This window comes from Candidatus Rhabdochlamydia sp. W815, assembly GCF_018642185.1.
In the GTDB taxonomy this organism is placed as follows: domain Bacteria; phylum Chlamydiota; class Chlamydiia; order Chlamydiales; family Rhabdochlamydiaceae; genus Rhabdochlamydia; species Rhabdochlamydia oedothoracis.
The window spans coordinates 1-16,679 of record NZ_JAAVTY010000021.1 but is presented as its reverse complement, the minus strand read 5'-3'; the positions used below and the strand labels follow the sequence as shown (position 1 = coordinate 16,679).

Annotated in this window: 10 protein-coding genes, 2 tRNA genes, 3 rRNA genes and 4 pseudogenes; 4 read left to right on the top strand and 15 right to left on the bottom strand. The window is 38.6% G+C overall.

Translation table 11 applies throughout. The features are described from left to right. Positions 1-313: 313 nt before the first annotated feature. Complete coding sequence (locus RHOW815_RS02755) at positions 314-490, bottom strand: hypothetical protein (protein WP_215216832.1); 177 nt, start codon at positions 488-490, stop codon at positions 314-316. Positions 491-539: 49 nt separating this feature from the next. Next, the gene (locus RHOW815_RS02750; protein ID WP_215216831.1) at positions 540-2,369 is read right to left on the bottom strand and encodes an NEL-type E3 ubiquitin ligase domain-containing protein; all 1,830 of its coding nucleotides are present in this window, start codon (positions 2,367-2,369) and stop codon (positions 540-542) included. 148 nt (positions 2,370-2,517) lie between these two features. Here RHOW815_RS02750 and RHOW815_RS09290 point away from each other — a divergent pair, with 148 nt between their 5' ends. Together RHOW815_RS09290 and RHOW815_RS02740 are read left to right on the top strand one after the other, a co-directional pair. Then, a complete protein-coding gene (locus RHOW815_RS09290) occupies positions 2,518-2,751 on the top strand; it encodes a hypothetical protein (RefSeq protein ID WP_215216830.1) in 234 nt (77 codons plus the stop codon). Positions 2,752-2,802: 51 nt separating this feature from the next. After that, positions 2,803-2,970, top strand: a pseudogene (locus RHOW815_RS02740) (IS5/IS1182 family transposase); the annotation flags it as partial. Positions 2,971-3,148: 178 nt separating this feature from the next. On the opposite strand, the gene rrf reads toward RHOW815_RS02740, so the two are convergent. The 8 genes from rrf to RHOW815_RS02700 form a co-directional block, all read right to left on the bottom strand. Next, positions 3,149-3,263, bottom strand: a 5S ribosomal RNA gene (gene rrf / locus RHOW815_RS02735). A 128-nt stretch (positions 3,264-3,391) separates the two neighbouring features. After that, a 23S ribosomal RNA gene (locus RHOW815_RS02730) occupies positions 3,392-6,333 on the bottom strand. Between the two features lie 166 nt (positions 6,334-6,499). After that, a tRNA-Ile gene (locus tag RHOW815_RS02725) sits at positions 6,500-6,573 on the bottom strand. A 10-nt stretch (positions 6,574-6,583) separates the two neighbouring features. Next, a tRNA-Ala gene (locus RHOW815_RS02720) sits at positions 6,584-6,656 on the bottom strand. A gap of 89 nt (positions 6,657-6,745) precedes the next feature. Beyond that, positions 6,746-8,302: ribosomal RNA gene (locus tag RHOW815_RS02715) — 16S ribosomal RNA — on the bottom strand. Together the 16S, 23S and 5S rRNA genes with 2 tRNA genes alongside form the textbook arrangement of a ribosomal RNA operon. A gap of 261 nt (positions 8,303-8,563) precedes the next feature. Next, positions 8,564-9,799 carry a vitamin K epoxide reductase family protein gene (locus RHOW815_RS02710; protein WP_215216829.1) on the bottom strand — a complete coding sequence of 412 codons (1,236 nt, stop codon included), beginning with the start codon at positions 9,797-9,799 and terminating at the stop codon, positions 8,564-8,566. Further along, entirely contained in the window at positions 9,796-10,860 is a 1,065-nt protein-coding gene (locus RHOW815_RS02705; RefSeq protein ID WP_245397495.1) for an NAD-dependent epimerase/dehydratase family protein, read from the bottom strand. Before RHOW815_RS02705 ends, RHOW815_RS02710 begins: the two co-directional genes overlap by 4 nt. 104 nt (positions 10,861-10,964) lie before the next feature. Continuing rightward, positions 10,965-12,500, bottom strand: coding sequence for an Npt1/Npt2 family nucleotide transporter (locus RHOW815_RS02700; protein ID WP_215216828.1), 1,536 nt, complete (start codon positions 12,498-12,500; stop codon positions 10,965-10,967). Between the two features lie 165 nt (positions 12,501-12,665). Here RHOW815_RS02700 and RHOW815_RS02695 point away from each other — a divergent pair, with 165 nt between their 5' ends. Together RHOW815_RS02695 and RHOW815_RS02690 are read left to right on the top strand one after the other, a co-directional pair. Beyond that, the gene (locus tag RHOW815_RS02695) at positions 12,666-13,097 is read left to right on the top strand and encodes an Hsp20/alpha crystallin family protein (protein ID WP_215216827.1); all 432 of its coding nucleotides are present in this window, start codon (positions 12,666-12,668) and stop codon (positions 13,095-13,097) included. A 104-nt stretch (positions 13,098-13,201) separates the two neighbouring features. Continuing rightward, positions 13,202-13,876: an adenylate kinase gene (locus RHOW815_RS02690; protein ID WP_215216826.1), complete on the top strand. Its 675-nt coding sequence runs from the start codon at positions 13,202-13,204 to the stop codon at positions 13,874-13,876. A 1-nt stretch (position 13,877) separates the two neighbouring features. On the opposite strand, the gene RHOW815_RS02685 is transcribed toward RHOW815_RS02690, so the two are convergent. From RHOW815_RS02685 to RHOW815_RS02665, 5 genes and pseudogenes are all read right to left on the bottom strand, one after another. Further along, the gene (locus RHOW815_RS02685) at positions 13,878-14,786 is read right to left on the bottom strand and encodes a DMT family transporter (protein WP_215216825.1); all 909 of its coding nucleotides are present in this window, start codon (positions 14,784-14,786) and stop codon (positions 13,878-13,880) included. Between the two features lie 245 nt (positions 14,787-15,031). Further along, positions 15,032-15,532, bottom strand: a pseudogene (locus tag RHOW815_RS08490) (transposase); the annotation flags it as partial. Between the two features lie 24 nt (positions 15,533-15,556). After that, positions 15,557-15,838, bottom strand: a pseudogene (locus tag RHOW815_RS08485) (aromatic amino acid lyase); the annotation flags it as partial. A gap of 80 nt (positions 15,839-15,918) precedes the next feature. After that, positions 15,919-16,164, bottom strand: a complete 246-nt coding sequence (locus RHOW815_RS02670; RefSeq protein ID WP_256439905.1) for an aromatic amino acid lyase — start codon at positions 16,162-16,164, stop codon at positions 15,919-15,921. A 142-nt stretch (positions 16,165-16,306) separates the two neighbouring features. Further along, a pseudogene (locus tag RHOW815_RS02665) lies at positions 16,307-16,510 on the bottom strand (transposase family protein); the annotation flags it as partial. Between the last annotated feature and the right edge of the window lie 169 nt (positions 16,511-16,679).

The following is a 16,679-nucleotide window of genomic DNA, read 5'->3' as shown; positions in this document are numbered from 1 at the left end:
TTGCAAGACGTTCTGCGTTAGCAGGTAGACTTGAAATAAAATACCGAATTTCACAGCTATTCCTCTCTTGCGATTTCTTCTGTACTTTTACGCATATCAAGCTATGCAGCTTCTTCCAAATCTGACGCTGAGGTAACCAATCTAATTTCTCAGTCGCCCATACTTCTCTTATCTCACTACGTCCTCGATTACATTTTTCAGACCGCCAATAATCACAGCTAAACCAATCTAATTTCTCAGTCGCCCATACTTCTCTTATCTCACTACGTCCTCGATTACATTTTTCAGACCGCCAATAATCACAGCTAGCTTCTTACGGTATAACGTCCTGTGCTTGTTCAAAAAAGTTATGAGCTTCTGCATGTAATTGGTCTTGATTGCCTTTAAGGGCAATAACATAATCTCCTCCCTGGGAACAAATCTGTTCTACTACTATTTTGTGACAACCGGCTGCATCGATGGAAAAATTGCGAAAGAAAACTACATACAAGCCTGAATATGGTGGTTCTAGCTTTTATTGCTCTACTTTTGAAAAGATTTTAAACAGGCTCTAAAGCTTTTCTTGTTAATGCTGTTAATTCTTGCTTATATGTTTTTTCAATACTGATATAATCTGGAACTTCTTGTTCAGCAGCTTCTTCTCTTCCATCCAAGATAGCTTGATATTCTTCTCGGTAATTAGCAGAAAGAGCTTCATTCCACTTAGGATGACTAATAAGAAACTCCAAACACTCGTTTTCGTTTTGTTGTTTTTTTAAGACAGAGTCTTTAGCTTCTTTTAAATCTTTCTCTTGTAATGCACTGCATCTAAAATAGAGCATCTCTTGTACATCTATAGGAAGATCTAAGTCTTTTTTAAGTTTAATGAGATACCCAAGATAGACTTCAATCTCATCAAAAAAAGGTAAGGTACGGATTTTATTGTAAGCAATGCTCTCTAACATTTCAATAGTCCAAGGTCCCTTAATCAAAAAATTGGCTAGTTGCTTCATATCTTTACAGTCAATGGTTGCCAGTTGATAAGCAATACTCAAATGCAGAACAGAGAGTGCTACTCTATCTCCACAAGTCTCAGATGCATCTTGAATAACCTGATAGAAAATCGTGCGAAATTCTGTATCTGTATCAGCTTGGTTTAGATAACTTATAATTTTTTTAGCAAGTGCTTTTTTCATCTCTCTACCTGCTTTATAATCAGCGGTATAAGATAATCGATGTAGCCAAGAGCTCAATTCTGTTGTTTCTTTGAGTTTAGCAAACTTTGTAGGAGTTTTATCTATAATAGCATACAAACTCTTTAAAGACTCTTCGATAGATTTTTCCTCATTTGAATCCGTATCAGCAATATCAGCGATGGAATAGTTTATCCGAGGTCCTGAGTAATTAGAAGTCTGGGTTATATCTCTTAATCTTTCTAGAATATCCATGGATAAATTACATTCTGTTAAGTCAATGATACATTGAGAAGAAAGCTCTAGTATGCTCATAGGAATTCCAGATAAATTTGCATTGCGTTCAAGGTCCAGACAGGTCAACGCTTGTAGATTCCCAAAGGATGCAGGTAGGGTTGTAAGTGGGTTATTGTAAAGGTACAAATGGGTCAACGCTTGTAGATTCCCAAAGGATGTAGGGAGGGCTGTAAGTGGGTTACTGCTAAGGTCCAGATTGGTCAATGCTTGTAGATTCCCAAAGGATGCAGGTAGGGTTCTAAGTTGGTTATTGTAAAGGTACAAATGGGTTAACGCTTGTAGATTCCCAAAGGATGTAGGGAGGGTTGTAAGTTGGTTACTGCTAAGGCACAGCTGGGTCAACGCTTGTAGATTCCCAAAGGATTTAGGTAGAGTTGTAAGTTGGTTACTGCTAAGGTCCAGATTGGTCAACGCTTGTAGCTCCCCAAAGGATGCAGGTAGGGTTCTAAGTTGGTTACTGCTAAGGTCCAGATGCTTTAACTGATTAAAACAAGGGTTATTAAAAATGTCAGGCAATGAGGTTAAATTTAGATTTGTTAAATCTAAAGTCTCTTTTCTTTGAAATCCTGATAACCCAAGAAAGGCTCGAATTTTTTCCTGAGCTGTGATTCGAGCTTCACCTCTTGGAGCTGTTTCTACCCATGTCTTTAAAATGGTTTCACATGAACTTTTAGATAAACTTACATTTGGATTAACTTTATCCACTTTAATTGTAGTTTCTGTTGTGTTTTGACTCCAAACTTTTACTATTTTTTTTGTAAAAAAAACAAAGGGTTTATGACTTATTGTAAGAAAAGGAAGAGTTGCAGTAGCTAATGCAGTCCAACCTGTTGACTGAACAATTTTTAAAGGAATTGTAAGAGCTTTCTGTGTAAATGTATTAATTGAATTTATTGACATGTTAATCCTTATTTTGATATTTTTGCTTAACTTATCAGATATTAAGTTTTTTTATACAATACGCTATAAATATACGCCTTTTATTTCACAAGAGAAATAGCGGCTTGGAGATCTTAGAGCCTGTTTAAAATCTTTTCAGTAAGGCATAATGATAGTTTTCATAAAACCTTTGGAAGTAATTATGGCCCGCTCTTATCCAAGCGATATCTCTCGTAACCAATTTAGCAAAGTCCATCTAATACTTGAGTCTACATGCAAAAAAACACGTCCACGAATAGTTGATCTACATTGGTTCCGATTCAATTTCAATCGCATAGAAAAATATAGGATTAACGACAAGTTTCAAGTCGTTGACTTGAACCCCATTAAGCTAGCCGTTTGAATTGGCACTACTATAGAAGCATTTTCACTACATAAAAACCATTTGTTCGGTGTAAAAAATGTTTTAGCAGATGGAGGATATCCTGGAGAAAAATTTGCAAAGAGTGTGCAGGAGATATTAGGATGTATAGTAGAAATAGCCAAAAGAAATACACTTCATACTTTTACAGTTATTCCCAAAAGATGGGTTGTAGAGCGTTCTTTTGCTTTGTTTCAAAAGTACCTTGATGATTATGAAAGAGGTTTATTGTTAAAAATCACAATAGAGATTCTTTCATCGCCTGCCTAATACTTCAAACTTGAAAAGATACTCTTTAACAAGCGTATTAATTAACTTTATTATTTCTAGGCATAAAAAAACCCTAGTTAGATCTAGCTAACTAGGGTGGATAAAAAAAACTTGGCGGCGACCTACTCTTCCATACTCTTGAGTATAGTACCATCGGCGATGAAGACCTTGACTTCTGAGTTCGGGATGGGATCAGGTATTTCCTCTTCTCTATTGCCACCAAGACTAAATTTTGTCAGATCTCTCACTAATGCAAATTGACGCTTGAGTTTGTTAGTTTCCAAAACAGCTTTTTTAGCTGCATCTTCAGTATTCTCCTTATTTTAAGGAAAATAGTGACGATGAAAAAAAAGTAATCAAGCCAATGGACCTATTAGTATTGGTTAGCTCAACACATTACTATGCTTACACATCCAACCTATCAACCCTGTCATCTTCAGGGGGTCTCGTTGGGATATCTTATCTTGAAGGAGGCTTGGCGTTTAGATGCTTTCAACGCTTATCCTTTCCGAACATAGCTACCCGGCTATGCACTTGGCAGTACAACCGGCACACCATTGGTTCGTCCACTTCGGTCCTCTCGTACTAGAAGCAGCTCTTCTCAAATATCCTACGCCCACAACAGATAGGGACCAAACTGTCTCACGACGTTTTGAACCCAACTCGCGTACCGCTTTAATTGGCGAACAGCCAAACCCTTGGGACCTTCTCCAGCCCCAGGATGCGATGAGTCGACATCGAGGTGCCAAACCGCCACGTCGATATGAACTCTTGGTGGCGATAAGCCTGTTATCCCCGGAGTACCTTTTATCCGTTAAGCGACGGCGATTCCACTTTCTACCGCCGGATCACTAAGTCCTACTTTCGTATCTGCTCGACTTGTTGGTCTCGCAGTTAACCTCCCTTATACCTTTACGCTCTATTCGTGATTGCCAACCACGATGAGGGAAGCTTTGAACTCCTCCGTTACTCTTTAGGAGGATACCGCCCCAGTCAAACTACCCGTCTGACAATGTCCAACTCCCGGTTTCACGGAATATTGTTAGATTTTCAACCTTTCAAGACCGGTATTTCAAGGTCGACTCCATTTGCCCTAACGAGCAAACTTCAATGTCTTCCGGTTATCCTACACATGAAAAGTCAAAAGCCAATATCAGAGTATAGTAAAGGTTCACGGGGTCTTTCCGTCTTGTTGCGGGTAAACGGCATCTTCACCGCTACTACAATTTCACCGAGTCTCTCGTTGAGACAGTGCCCAGATCGTTAGGCCATTCGTGCAGGTCGGAACTTACCCGACAAGGAATTTCGCTACCTTAGGACCGTTATAGTTACGGCCGCCATTCACCAGGGCTTTAATTCAATGCTTTGTCGATTGCTCAACTGACATCTCCTTTTGACCTTTTGGCATTGGGCAGGCTTCACACCATATACGTCGTCTTAGACGACTTTGCATAGTGCTGTGTTTTTGTTAAACAGTCGCCTGGGCCATTTCTCTTCGACCAGTTTTCGCTTCTATTCGCGAAGAATATTACGAACCCTGGCCCCTCTTCTCCCGAAGTTACGAGGGTAATTTGCAGAGTTCCTTAACGAGAGTTCTCTCGCGCGCCTGAGAATATTCATCCCACCCACCTGTGTCGGTTTTGGTACGGTCGCTAAATTACGGTTAGAAACTATTTCTTGGAAGCATCGCGCTACGTTATCGGTTCCCTTTTCAGTTCCCCTTAGTCTCTGCCTAGATTTTTGTCTGCGGGCTTTCCTTCAGACCCTCTTCACAGCTCCACGGACATCCAATCGTCCGCACGCTTAACTTACTCCGTCATCTCATCACCATTGCTCTTTAGCGGCGCAGGAATATTTAACCTGCTTCCCATCGCCTACGCTTTTCAGCCTTAGCTTAGGGACCGGCTAACCCAGGGAAGACGAACTTTACCCTGGAAACCTTAGGTTTTCGGCGAAGAGGATTTTCACCTCTTTTATCGTTTACTCATGCCATGCATCTTCACTAGTATGCGCTCCAACACTCCTCACGGTATATCTTCTCTGCACATACTACGCTCTCCTACCGCGTATCTTATCGATACACCCGCGATTTCGGCTCTATGCTTTAGTCCCGTCTATTATCGGCGCAAAGTTTCTCGATTGGTGAGCTGTTACGCACTCTTTAAATGATGGCTGCCTCTAAGCCAACATCCCAACTGTCTTTGAAACTTCACTTCCTTACTCACTTAGCATAGAATTTGGGGCCTTAATCGGCGATCTGGGCTGTTCCCCTTTTGACTATGTAGCTTATCCCACATAGTCTATCTCCCGGCTTCCTTCTCGGTATTCGGAGTTTGATTCCCTTCGGTAAGGCGGTAGCCTCCCTTGTGGATTCAGTGCTCTACCCCCGAGTCGGCTTTTCCGAGGTTAACCCTAAAGTTATTTCGAAGAGAACAAGATATCTCCAAGTTTGATTGGCCTTTCACCCCTATCCACAACTCATCCAAGTCTTTTTCAACAGACACTGGTTCGGACCTCCAATCGGTTTTACCCGAACTTCATCCTGGTCATGGATAGATCACTTGGTTTCGTGTCTAAGCCACACGACTATACGCGCTATTCACACTCGCTTTCGCTTCGGCTCCAGAACGTTTGTTCTTTAACCTCGCCATGTAGCTTAACTCGCTGGCTCATCATGCAAAAGGCACGCCGTCAGCCATTCACCTTACGGTGCATAGGCCTTCGACCGTTTGTAAGCTGCTGGTTTCAGTTTCTATTTCACTCCCCTAACAGGGGTTCTTTTCACCTTTCCCTCGCGGTACTTGTTCACTATCGGTCATCGTTTTAGTATTTAGCCTTGGAGGGTGGTCCCCCCAGTTTCAGACCGGATTTCCCGTGCCCGGTCCTACTCAGGTTCCTATTTCGCTTATCTTATCTTTCGCATACGGGACTCTCACCCTGTTTCATTGGCCTTTCCATGCCATTTTGCTAGATTAAACTTCGCTTTATAATAGGCCCTACAACCCCAGGAATTAATCCCTGGTTTGGGCTCTTCCCACTTCGCTCGCCGCTACTATGGGAATCTCTTCTAGATTTCTTTTCCTCTGCTTACTGAGATGTGTCACTTCAGCAGGTCTTGCTTCTTTAAACTATGTATTCATTTAAAGATGATAGAGGGCTTCTCTATCGGGTTCCCCCATTCGGATACCTTCGGTTCTACGCCTTTTCCGACTCCCCGAAGCTTTTCGCAGGTTACACGTCCTTCTTCGCCTTTCGATGCCAAGGCATCCACCAACAGCTCTTAGCAGCTTGATTACAAAACTTTTTTGCTGCTAATTTTGATTTTTCTTTCATTCTCAAGCGCCAATTTACATCAGTGAAATCTTTTCCACTTATTTTACTTTTGCGCTTTATTTGAGATTTCTCTCTGACTAAATTTAGTTCTATCAAGATAGCTAATTTCTTCTTTACAGGAAGAATGTGCGGTTACCTAGACTTGAACTAGGGACCTCGACATTATCAGTGTCGCGCTCTAACCAACTGAGCTATAACCGCTTGACTCAAATGGAGGCTAGGAGGTTCGAACTCCTGACCTTCTGAATGCAAATCAGATGCTCTACCAGCTGAGCTAAACCCCCGTTTAAAGTTCTAGGGTTTAACAGCAAAAAAGAAGTGACGTGGACAAAACAGAGCTTGTCTCAACCTTAAAGAACTACTTTAGTCCTTAAAAGGAGGTGATCCAGCCCCACCTTCCGGTAGGGCTACCTTGTTACGACTTCATCCCAGTCATCAGCCTTACCTTAGGCGCCTCTTCCCTTGCGGTTAAGTCAGCGACTTCGGGTAAAACCAACTCCCATGATGTGACGGGCGGTGTGTACAAGGCCCGGGAACGTATTCACGACGTTGTTGCTGACACGTCATTACTAGCAATTCCAACTTCATGTAGTCGAGTTGCAGACTACAATCTGAACTGAGATCGGCTTTTCGGGATTTGCTCCACCTTACGGTCTTGCTGCCTTTTGTACCGACCATTGTAGCACGTGTGTAGCCCCAGACATAAAGGCCATGCGGACTTGACGTCATCCTCACCTTCCTCCTAGTTAACCTAGGCAGTCTCATTAGAGTCCCCACCTTTACGTGTTGGCAACTAATGATAAGGGTTGCGCTCGTTGCGGGACTTAACCCAACACCTCACGGCACGAGCTGACGACAGCCATGCAGCACCTATACAAAGATCCTTTCGGAACGCATCATCTCTGTTGCTGTCCTTTGCATTTCGAGCCTGGGTAAGGTTCTTCGCGTTGCATCGAATTAAACCACATGCTCCACTGCTTGTGCGGGCCCCCGTCAATTCTTTTGAGTTTCACCCTTGCGAGCGTACTCCTCAGGCGGTATACTTATCGCGTTAGCTACGACACAGCCAGGGTTGAGCCTAACTACATCAAGTATACATCGTTTACGGCAAGGACTACCAGGGTATCTAATCCTGTTTGCTCCCCTTGCTCTCGCGCCTCAGCGTCAGGTAAAAGCTAGGAAACCGCTTTCGCCACAGGTGTTCTTCCACATATCTACGCATTTCACCGCTACACGTGGAATTCCGTTTCCTCCGCCATCCCTCAAGAATTGCAGTTTCAAATGCGGCTCCGAAGTTGAGCTTCGGAATTTCACATCTGACTTTTAATCCCGCCTACGCGCCCTTTACGCCCAATAATTCCGATTAATGCTTGCACCCTCCGTATTACCGCAGCTGCTGGCACGGAGTTAGCCGGTGCTTCTTTACGCAGTACTCTCACATGCCTTAGCTATTCACTAAAACACTTTGCTCTTGCGCGAAAGAGTTTTACAACCCGAAAGCCTTCATCACTCACGCAGCGTCGCTTCGTCAGGCTTTCGCCCATTGCGAAAGATTCTCGACTGCAGCCTCCCGTAGGAGTTTGGGCAGTGTCTCAGTCCCAATGTTGGCGGTCAATCTCTCAATCCGCCTAGACGTCTTTGCCTTGGTGCGCTTTTACCACACCAACTAGCTGATATCCCATGAACCTATCCTTTACCGCAAGGCCTTTTTACAAGGGCCCCCACTTTGATAGCCAATAATTTTTTATCGGTACCTCATTCGGTATTAGCGCCTGTTTCCAGTCGTTATTCCCAGGTAAAGGGTAAGTTATTCATGTATTACTAACCCTTTCGCCACTAAACTAAAAGTTGCCCTTTAGTTTCGTTCGACTTGCATGCCTCATCCACGCTGCCAGCATTCAATCTGAACCAAGATCAAATTCTCAGAAAAATATTTCTTGAAAATTTGCTCATATTAAAAAATTAACAGGCAAATAAAATGATTTTATTCATTCCATTTACACAAGCTCTTTTTTGCTTGCACGTCACTTCTGTTTTGCTGTTAAACATTTTTTGAACCAATCTCGTTGATTCTATTCCTTTTGCGCTTTGCGCCTAAGGAAGTAAACAACATACATAATATACTCCTTTTTTCGCAATTCCTTTTCTCGCTTTTTTTTGCTTTTTCATAGAAAGAAAAAAAATTGTAACTTTAGAAAATTAGACGTTGCCAAGGGCCATATTTTTCAAGAACTTTTCCTTTTGGGAAAGATAAGAAGCAAATCAAAGCCCCTAAAAGAAGGTTATGGAAAATAAGTAACAACGAGATTTCGAGGTAGAACCAAACCGTGACAAGTAAGATAGCTCCAAATAGCAGATTCAAAAAGCGCAAGACCCGAAATACTTCTGCGCAGGAAATCAAAGAAATAAAGGCAATTAAAGGACCTAATATGAAATTAATATTAACTAAAAAACTACTATTTATATAATAAGCACTAATAATTAACCAGACACCCAATACAATTAATAAAAGCAGATTCCAAGGCAATGTTATTCCAAAAGACTGCTTGAAAAATTTGGATTTTTTTTCCTCTACATGTATTCCATGCCAAAAGGTTTGCCAAAAGCAGCGATTGTGTTTTGCTTCTTTTAAAAGCAAAAGAGTGGCTACTAACTCTGGAGCTGTAAATAAAATCATAATAGACATAAAAAAAGCTGTAGCTAAACATAAACTACACCATGCACCGACAACCACCGGCTGTAAAATAATTAACAAAACGCTAATAATACTTACAGGAACGACAAGGAAACTAAAAAGACAAACAAGCCAGGGGTTTTTTGCCCATCTTTTACTACCACCTTGCCATCCAAGTAAAAACTCTAAAGTATATCCAAAAGCTCCTAAGCCGGCATCAGAAATAGGAAATGCATGGGAAACATCGGAATTGAGTACTTTACTTGTTCCATCTAGAAAAAAGGGATCCCAAACATCAGCAATGTACCCTAATTGATAAGCTGCCATGTATCGCGAAAATAACCAACACATAAGCGCTAAAGCAATAGTTAAGACTCGTGCAGTCCAAGAAGAAGGATTAAAAGACCACCCTTTAGGATAAAAGCTTGTATTTTCAAAAGAAATCTCAGGCATTGCTAATTGAAAACCAAAAACAACAGCTAAAGACCCCATTAGTGTATCATTTAAATAAATAAGGGACTGAGGAGCCCAAAATACAAGAGGAGCTAATTTTAGCCAGATACCAAGCCCTGCTACACCCCATGCAAATCTTTTTTTTTTAGTATAGAAAAAACTTATAGCAAATAATGTAATAAGCAATCCTGTGCCAAGATCGTTATACATTAGTAGGTCATCTTGATAAAAAAAGGTTAAAGGATTAGCAAATAACCAAATTCCTAAAGCCATACTAAGGAAACAAAATAATTTTTTCATTGTGCCTTTTTCTTTAGAGAATTGGGTATATTCAATCCATTTTCCGTATACCAAGCTACCGGATCTTTTTTTAATTCTTCAGCCCATTGCAAAATGGTTTCATCCACGCGCTTCTTTGGATCCCAACCTAGATGCCTTTTTGCTTTTGAGATGTCTAATTCATAATGATCATCTGCAATTTGAATCATCCAAGGTTTGATAAAAGAAGGTTTCATAAACGGCAGATGGTCTTGAAACCAAGCACCTATTTTGGCAATTGGTTTTGGAACTCGCCAGGTTTTCCATTCTTTTTTATACAGTGAATAAGCCATTTTTTTCTGCAGTTCATCATAACTAAAAGTTTTAGCTTCTCCAATTAGCAGATTGATTTCTTCTGGGAGCTCTTTACGTTTTTTTACACATAAGCCGATAGCTTCTACTAAATCATTCATATGTACAAAGCTAGATCCACAATGAATATCACCAGAAAAAAGATGAGATTCTAATTGGTTTTCAAAAATCCTCTGCATTTGATTGGATAAGGGGATAGAATGGCATTTATCATCGTAAACACCTGCAATGCGTAAATTAACACTACTAAATCCTTTTCTCAATTCATGAATGAGATGCTCTGTTTGTGTTTTAGAGCGTGGATATCCCCAAGAAGGAGCTATAGCTGAATCTTCTGTTATTTTAATTCCTGGCTGAGTTGGTTTGTATATCAACATTGTTGAAGAAAAGATAAATTGCTCCAATTGGAAATGGGCTAAACCTTTTAGAAATCTTTGAGTGCCTTTTACGGTAATTTGATCGTATTTCTTGCTCTCTGGTTCTGCAAAACTATAATAAGCAGCAAGATGAATAACCGAGGCTATTTCATCTCCATAATTTTTTTTTAATAGTTCAAGTCCCTTGAGCACATTTTCATCAGAAGAAATATCTACTTTAATAAAATCTATCTTCGGATTTACAGGTGGAGTAATATCAAAACCAATAATTTGATAATCTTGAGAAAAATATTCAGCTACCTTTGAGCCTATTCTTCCACTTATTCCTGTAATTAGAATGATTTGCTTGCTCACTATGAACAACTCGCTTTGTAGTTAAACTTAAAACATTTAATGCATGTTTCACTTATTTTTTGCAAGTTTTATATAAAAGAGATTGATAAGGCTTAACTTATAGATTAGAGTTCTGGCAGGCCCTGCATATTAATGGGCTCATCGACTGCGGTCATTTGTTTAAACTGTTTGCCTAAGTAAAAAGCAGATGGGATCCAAGCGACTAAAATAAGAAATAAAATGCCAGCTACAAAAGGAGCCGAAAGAGCCACACTTCCCATCAAAATAATAAATACCTGATAGACTAATGAAGAACCAGACTTGCCTAAACTTGAACCTAGACCATCAATTGCAGCTTTGCCTTTGAGTTTAGATTCGCTGTTAAGAGGTAAAAAAGCTACTTCTTTAGAAGCGTCAAATACCGAATATTTGCAAGCTTTGCTTAAACAATTTTGCAAAGATCCGCAGTACACTGCCATCGCAAAAGGAGCTAACCCAAAAACAGCTGCTGAAAAAGCTGCCAATGAATCAGCGCAAAACATAAAAGTAAAAAAACCAACAGCGGTTAGCGTCATGATCATTGGCGTGATAACTGCTGTAAAAGTCCAACCAAGTCTTGTAATTAAAACAGAAAAAAATAAAGCCCCACAGGTAGCTAATATACCGATTCCGACAGTTATTTTATTCATATGCTCAAGCATGACATTAGGGTCGCTAAATAAAGTTGCTAATTGAGACTTCCATAAGACATCTGTGAGGTTAATGCTAATGTTATAGCCTAAAACAATGATAGCAAGAGGAACCAAATACCTAGAGCAAAGAATGTATTTTACACTCTCTCTAATGGAAAGTTGCTCTTTGATTTCTTGCTTGATCAAACAAGGCTCGTTTCTTTCTTTATCGGTTAATACATAGCGATTAATCCAAGCATAAATGCCCATGCAAGCAATTCCTAAAGCCACGATTAATAAAATAAGCTGATAGATTGTTTGGCTCCAAGGATTTTCCTTCGTAGGCAAAAAAGAAAAAGCAAAGGGTTTACTAAAAATTAAAGCTAAAGATCCTCCTAAGATGGGGGCTATATTTGAACCTATATTTAAAATTCCATATGTTCTCTTTGCTTCACCTACACATGTTACATCATTTACAAAGCCCCAGTAGATTACTGCCAATAATAAAGTAGCCCAAAGCTCTGAAACTATATAAAAAGAGGTAAAAATCCAGTTGCGTATTAAAGCTATTAAGCCTTGAAATCCTTCTGGTAAAACAGTAGACAACCAGTTCCCTAATGTGTGTAAGTGCAATTTTTCGCTGTTTGGATATAAAACAAAGGCAAATACAAGAAAATAGGCAAGAAAACTGGAAATGGTAATATAAAAGACGGCTGATTTATTAAAATAACGATTTAAGCGAGTATACAACCAAGTAGCTCCAACCGCAGCTGGGAAAATTCCCCACACCTTAATAAAAGGGATTACCTCTGCTCCTGAATGCTTTGCTGTTAGAATAACCGCATCTTTTAAATTCCTTAGGACGCTGTAACTTACACAAATCAGAAACAGCAAAAGTAACATGGAAAGAACTTTTTTAAGTTCAGAGCGATGAACAGGCCAAAAAATACTCCTTAAAGTACCGAATGCTTTTACTTTTTTTTTTGCCATAAACCTTTTAATAAGAGACTGTAAAATCCTCTGAAAGAGAGTTTTTTGCAATCTCAAATCCGAGATTTTATAAAAATCGTTAGTTTTTATCTAACACTTTTTTCTTGTTTCTTTTTATTTTAATATATATAGTTATAAATTGTATTTTTAACCAAATTAAAATCTATGTGTCGTAAACTAAACCAACATCTTCATGGACTCTTCTCTCATACTAGCAATCGCTTGTGTTTGTCTGAGGAAAAAGGAGGGATGCTTCTTTTGAATCCTTTTGAAGAATCTTCAGGTTTAACTATATCAGAAGACGAAAAATATGTTTATATAGAAGCTTATGTCCCCGGTATTAAATCAGAAGAAATAGAGCTTTCTCTAAAACAGAACATTCTTTGGATTAAAGCTGTTAAAAAAGAAGAAGTAAAAGACAATAAAAGAAAGTTTTACCAAAAGGCCACTAGCTCCTTTTCTTACAGCATTCCCCTTCCTAGCGCTGTAGACGAAACAAAAAGTCCAGAAGCTATATGTAAGAACGGAATAGTAAAAATAAAATTTCATAGAAAAAAAATTCAACCCTCCAAAAAAATTTCTATACAAGCCCTTTAATTTTGGGCTTTTTTTCCATTTTCTAAAGATAAAAAATGTTATTTTTAAAAGAGTGACTTCTGCTAAGATAAGCCTCTGCCAAATCACATTTTAACTGGTATTTTATGGCTGAATCTTCTGACACGCACGTATTTATTTTATTAGGCCCTCCTGGAGCTGGAAAAGGAACTCAAGCAAAGAATTTATCTCAATATTTCCACCTCACTCATATTTCAACAGGAGATTTACTTAGAAAACAAATTCATCAAAAGACAGAGTTTGGTAAAGCGGTAGATGTCTACATGCAGAGTGGCCAATTAGTTCCAGATGAAATGATTTTACATATGCTATTTGAAAGAATCTCTGCGGCAGATTGCAAGAAAGGCTATATTTTAGATGGATTCCCTCGAACATTAACTCAAGCTGAAAAATTACAAGCTTATTTTACACAAAATAAAATTGAGCCATTTGTTTTTAATCTAGATTTAAGCGATCAAGAGATTATTAGACGGTTGCAAGACCGTCTGATTTGCATAAAGTGCCATACTCCTTATCATCTATTTAATTCTCCACCCAAAAAAGCAGGTATTTGCGATAGATGTCATGCACACTTAACTTATCGATCTGATGATCAACCTGAAGTGGTTAGCAAACGCCTGCAAATATATCATGAGCAAACAGCTCCTTTAATTATGTATTACAAAGAACTTAAATTGCTTCATACCATTGATTGTAATCACACCGAGAAAGAGATTTTTCATCAAATGTTTCTCTACTTAAATAGATCTTTCTCATCGTAACTTAAGAAATAAAGCGCTTTTTCCCATAGAACTGAATAACGCTGCCTATAATGACCAAAGCAAGACCCAGACCGGAGCATAAGTTAGGCAACCGGTTAAAAACAAGCCAGTCAAATAATCCTGAAAACAGAAGGGCTATATAAGAGAAAGGGGCTAAAATGGATGGCCTAGCATATCGGTAAGCAAATCCACGAAAAGACTGGTTAAAAATGCTTGTAACCCCCATACCTAATAAAACCCATGCATGCACAAGGCTACTTGTATGTCCATAAGTACTAGTCTGAAATAATTCTCCCGAAAAAAGGTAAAGAACTCCAGTAAAAATAGAACAGAGAAAAAATAAGAAAAATAATGTGCTTTGTTGAGGAGCATGATGCACTTGATGAAAGTAGATTACTTGAGAACCTGCTAAAGCTACTGGAATTAGGAATCCTACTAAGCTAATCCTACTAATTACTCCAAGGTCTGGCTGTAAAATACAAAGTACCCCTATAAAAGAAATTACGATACTAAATAAAGTAAGCATATTTAGACGCTGTCTATGAAAAAGGCTTTCAAATATTAAAATAAACAAGGGTGAAGTACTTTGTAAAACAGCTGCATCAAGTAAAGATTGCTGGTTTAAAAAATAAAAAAAAGAATACTGATACACAAGCACACAACTGCTACGCAGCCATTGTATTCTCCAATTTCTTGCTTGCCAAAGTTGAACAACAGAATATTTTGTTAGAGAAAATGGTAAAAGCAATATAAAGGGAATGGCAAATCGTAAAAATGTGATTAAGAAAAAAGGAGTATTATCCAATCCAAACTTAGAAAACAACCCAAAGAGAGAGGACCCAATAGTTGAAAGTAAGATGTATGCCACCCCTTTTATAAAATCTTGGTCAAAAGATTTTGCTGTAGACATATGCGAAGACCTTGAAGAGAAATGTTTAATCTTCACTTCTATACAAGACTCTAGTTATCCTCTCAAGATAAAACCCCTCTATTCCTTCATAAATGGTATTCTTACCTGTATTTTTTCCACTTCTTGTAGCAAAGCCCCAGTTTTAATGATCTCTGCTAACTTATTCTAAATAATCGGTTAGGCATTGATCTGTCGATAAATAAGGAACATATTTACGCACCATGTTAACCTCAGTTTTGGGTTTTCTAGAAAATAACTAGCTCTAAACTTTCCTTATCAGACATCTTAATACGAGGCTTTTTAGGTTGCTTCGTATAAGCCGCAATTGCACAAAGCGTATTAACCAAAAAATTGCTTATTGATCTATGTCTTGTATGTTCAATCTGGGATATATTTTTTATTCGACAAAATATCGGCTACAGAAACGTCTGATGTATTTCCAGGTGTTAATTGAAAAGCTAGAATTTCTCCTACTTCATTAAGTATTAAATGAAGTTTAATTCCCAAGAACCATCCTGCTCCTGTTTTCCCATTTTTGCAAATCTTGTAAAAACTTTATTTCTCCTAATTCTTTTGTTATGGCAAACTTGTATCTTTTTTGAGTCAATAAAGCTAATTCCAGTAATTTTACCTTTGTTATGTAAAAGATAAGCGAATAGGGGGATAAAAATATTTTTTACAAAGTAAACAAATCTGCTGTAGCTAATAAGAGTAGGAAACTCTTTACGGAGATGAACCATTACATAACTGCAACTGAGGTTGTTAAACACCTCTCTTGTAGCACTACTTAAAAGGTTTGCACCCCTAATTTCGGCAGCCTGTACTCCACATAGCAGTTCAAAAGCTAATACATAACAGCTATTTTCAGAAATTTCTTGAGCTATTCGACCCGCAATAAGTCCCAAAGAAACAATATCTTGAAAATCTCCAGTTGAGGTGAGCGACTGAATGGATACGGGATTGCATAAAGAACGGTTTTTAGCTGCTAAAGAAGTTGTCATAAACTGCCCTCCCATTAACCCTAATCGCAAACCCAGATTTTCCAAACATAAAAAAGCAGGTAACTAATTGCTATGATTTTTATCCATGAATCGGTCAATACGCTTGTCAGAAAGATTAGATTATGAAATATCTAGTGGTGCTCACAAAGAATCAAAGCATTATCATTACTTGAATTTAACTCATTTGTTACTAGCCGCTGAATCCATTCAAGGTTTTCTCGAATAGGTCCGATAATTTGAGGTGTACAACGAATGGAATAAGCATCCTCAATAGGTGCTTGAGTAGCCATTGGTTGTGTATGCGCATAAGACTTTAGCTGTTCTTCAACAGATTTTTCATCCACCGCCATTTGTGAATCTTGTAAAATGGTCCAAATATTTTTAGCGGTTATCTATTGACCTTGATGCGGCTTTTGCTCGTTTACAAATGGATGAAAAGGTTTCTTTTTTACCTTTAAACCCTCAAAAGTTAAACAAGAAATCACATCATAAGTTTTAATAGACCTCTTTCAAAACCCATTAACATAGCTCCAGATTATAAATGCCCGCAATTAGATTGAACCGAAGACCAAACCTTTTTCGTCTATTTCTATAACGATCAGCTAAAATTTTGAATCGCTTAAGCAGACCAATAGCATTTTCATTAATTACACTTTCTTTGGAAAGGAATTGATTATTTTTTTTGTCTTGTTTTGTTAAAGGATTTTTCTTGCTTCTTCTTTTAGAGCCTGTTTAAAATCTTTTCAAAAGTGAGGATATTCTGGAGAAAGATTTGCAAAGAGTGTACAGGAAATATTAGAATATAGTAGTGCCAATTCAAACGGTTAGCTTAATGGGGTTCAAGTCAACGACTTGAAACTTGTCGTTAATCCTATATTTTTCTATACGATTG